The 3,643-nt window shown below is 64.4% G+C and carries 2 protein-coding genes; one reads left to right on the top strand and one right to left on the bottom strand.

Features of this window, described 5'->3' with window-relative positions; all coding sequences use genetic code 11:
- Positions 1–318 (top strand): hypothetical protein (locus AC3WLB_RS24215; RefSeq protein ID WP_492510481.1); only part of this gene is annotated, 318 nt, incomplete at its 5' end.
- A gap of 213 nt (positions 319–531) precedes the next feature.
- On the opposite strand, the gene AC3WLB_RS24210 is transcribed toward AC3WLB_RS24215, so the two are convergent.
- Positions 532–3,643: thioester domain-containing protein (locus AC3WLB_RS24210; RefSeq protein ID WP_492510479.1), on the bottom strand; the 3,112-nt coding region annotated here is incomplete at its 5' end.

Raw genomic sequence — 3,643 nt, 5'->3', positions numbered from 1 at the left:
CACCCGGCGACACGGCGCAAGCCATCTTCGACGCCGTCGCCGCGAGCGTCACGCACTAACTTGGCGCGAGTCAGGTCAGACGAGGATCGAGGCTTCGACTATTACGATCCTGGCGAGTTCCCAATAGACCATCCCTCAGCTCTTCTGAAGGTAGGGCTCCATCTGCTTCGGGGCCGAACCACCCTGCCATCGTTCCTGCAACCGATCGTTGAAGCCGCGAAGATCGCACCAGATGACGACCGCCATATCGTGAAGGAAGTCTGGTCCGAACTACTGCGCCTCGGTTACTTTCCGGCGAGAGATTTCCTCGACGACTGAGCTCCTCTCAGATAAGCGTCTTCGCGCATTGCCGGTGGCTGGTGGCGCTGGCCTGACCCTCTGCCGGACTGAGATCGCGAGTGTGTAGGACCCTGCTGAGACCCTGCCGTTGGGCCCGGCTTCAACTGGGTTCTGGCTACGAAGTGGGGCACATGCATGACAAGAGGCACGGCCCCGGTACAGGGGTCGTGCCTCTCTGGGGGAGTGTGCGTGTTAGTCGTTCATGAATGTGTCGATAGCATCACCACCCTTCCTGTCGACTTCGGCATCCTCATCATCCGCACCGTCTGCCTCGTCGCGCTGCTGAGCGAGGCGACGCCCGAACAACAGCACGCCTGCTGCGGCGAGAATCGCGACGCCCGCGCCGATGCCGAGAGCCCACATGCCGCCGTTGTCGCTGCCGGTGACCGCCAGCTCAGGCGGAGCGGTCAGCTCGGTCACGACCTTGGTGGTCTCGTTCGGGGCACCGCACTGGCCACGATGCAGCACGTCACCGTCGGGGCCGATCAGGGTCTCCACCCAGTAGTAGGTGCCGACGCGATCAAACACCACATCGTTCGAGCGGTAGTCGCCCGGCCTGTCGACCTCGATGGTTTCTGAGGTGAAGACCAGCTCGTCTGCGGTGCAGAGCGCCTCGCTGCCGCCCTGTCGGTACGCCTCGAACTTCAGCGTGGAACCCTCGGGCACGTTACCTGTGACGGTAGCGACGTCGTGTGCGGGATCACCGAGCAGTACCTCGGGCACTGCGTTCGTGACCACGCTCACTTCCTCGGGCTGCCCGGTGATCACGGTGGTCTCGCCCGGAGCGCCGCAGCGCCCCTCTGCGATCACTTCGCCGTCTTTGTCGTACAGGGTCTCGACCCAGTAGACATGGCCGGGCTGGTCGACGCTCGTGGTGCCGGAGCGGTAGACGCCTGCCTGGGTGACAGGAATCTGCTCGCTCTCGAAGAACGGTGCGTCGCACTGCGGCTCGGCTTCGGGATCGACCGGGCCGTGAGCGCGGAAGATCAGGTATGCGCCTTCGGGAATGTCGGTGCCTTGCACGAGTGCGAGATCCTCGAACGGTTCGCCGACGCGCGCCTCGCGTGTCGCCTGCGTGATCACCGACACGGGCTGTCGATCATCGGGCACGAAGAACCGCTCGCGAATATCGCCCGGCGAAGTCGTGTGCGGCTGCACCCGGTCGTCACCAGCGAAATGCGACACGATGACGTAGTAGCCGGGCTTCACCGGCTTGATCGCATCCTCATCCGTGTACCCGAGATGGTAGGTACCGTTCCGTGCGGGCGTCGTGATCGAGGTGAGAACGGGGGCATCCTCAAGATCGAGGTCATTGGTCAGCTCGTCCTCGGTCTTGAACGGGCCATACACCGTGTGCACGACCTCGTCATGGTCGGCACCCCAGTACCCGTCGCCCTCGAACTCGCCGTGATTCTCGGGGAACCCGCTCATCTCGATCCGGTCGAACGCGCGACCGCCTTTGAGATGCACGTTGTATTCCTTGACCTCGGAGACGATCTTGATCGGCCAGCGCACCGAGTGCGTCTCGATGTTGATGCCGTAGTCATCGGCCCAATCAGCGGCGAGGTAGGGGCGCACCCATTCAGGCTGGTCAGCGCGCTTCATCTCCCACACCCAGGTCACAAACCCCGCGTTCGGCAGAACGATCTCAGGGCTGGTGTAGGTGCGGGGGCCGGTCGCGGTGATCGTGACCGTCTCGATTGCTCGCGCATCAGCGGGCACCTGGCCGGCCTGCTCAGGAGGCAGCGTGCCGGGCACCTGATAGGCGGTGCCCTCGAAGATCACGGGGATGTGCTCGCCGTTGTGCTTGAGCCAGACCCCGTTACTCGAGGACACGGTGATCGTGTCAGTTACGGTATCGCCGGGGTTCACGAGCCGTTGGTCAGCGCGCGAGACCGCCTCGGGCTGGAACGGCACCACCGACGTCTCAGGTACGAGGCCGAAACGATCGGTGAAGCTCTCAGTGATGTACTTCGCGTTGCCTCCCTGCGCCTCTTTGTCGATCGACCAGACCCAGGTGTAGAAACCCGACTCGGGAGCGGTGATCGTGCCCGGCGACGTGTAACTGCCGGGGCCGGTCAGGGTGAGCTTCTCCGTGCCCGTGACAGGCGCACCGCGCGGCGGCGCGTTCGCCTCGGCGGGCTGCGCGTCGAACGGGCCGTAGAGCGTGCCGACGGCCTCGACCGGGATCGGGGAACCGTTGATGCGAATCCACGAGTGCTTCGTCACCGTCACGTTCACGCCGTCAACGAACTGGTCGCCCGCCTGTACGAACTTCGATGCGACCTGCGTGGTCAGCTCGGGCTGAAAATCGAGCGGGATCACGGGAGACTGCGCGGCGGCTCTCACCGGCTCGAAACTCGCTGCTGCGAGAATCCGCTGCTCGCCGGGAGTGTAGAACATATCCACCCCAGCACCCATCCCCGCAGCCCGTGACGAGAACGACGCACTCACACGGTACTCCGGCGCACCCTCAGCGGGGGTGCCGGTGATCGCGTGCGTGCCCGCACCGAGTGTCGCAGTAGTCGCACCGTTCGCAAACGTCGCATTGGTGAGCGTTACTGCACCCGTCAGCGACCCCGGCGTGGTGCTGATCGTGAGGCGACCCTGGTACTGGTCGCTCATCTCGATACTCATCGACGCGGACGGCTTCGCCACCGCGTTCTCGGCGGCGGCCTGCCGCATCGCTGCGAGGTTTCCGAGCACCGTCGACCGCGCACCAGCCGGTACACGCTCGATGAAGTGCGCCTCACCGCCGCGCGCGGCATAGGTGTCGTGGTCGGCGACATCCCACACGAACAGCTGCACCGCAGCCGTGATCGCCGGGTCTGACGATTCGCCCCAGGTCGCCAGCACATAGTTCAGCCGTGCGAGTTGCCCATCGGAGAGATTGTCGAGGGTGGTCTTCAGCTCGGGATGCTCGGTGTTCCCGTAGGGCGGCAGCGCGTCGATGTCCATGCAGTATGCCTGACGGCCGTGTGAGGAGAACGAACCGAGCCACAACTGCTCATTTCCATACCCGACGCCCAGGGTCGCGGCCTGCGCAGCCGGAGCAGGCATCATGACGAGGCTCGATACGAGCATCAGCAGCGCCAGCAGCAAGGCGGCGAACTGCGCTCGGAATCTTCGCTCCTGGGGATCGACCCTGGGCCGATCATCCGGTGGGCGGGTGGACGTGTAAGACATAGATCGCTCCTGACTCCTGTGTTGACAGGCCCCGCAATAGGGCGGTGACCCGACAGCGAGGTAAGACAGGAACCCCGAGCACGAAGAAACGGTCTGAGAAGCGCAGCACTTCTCAGAC

The organism is Herbiconiux sp. FW305-C-125 (genome assembly GCF_058783455.1).
Note: the sequence above shows the minus strand (reverse complement) of the source record. Positions and strands in the feature narration are given on the sequence as shown.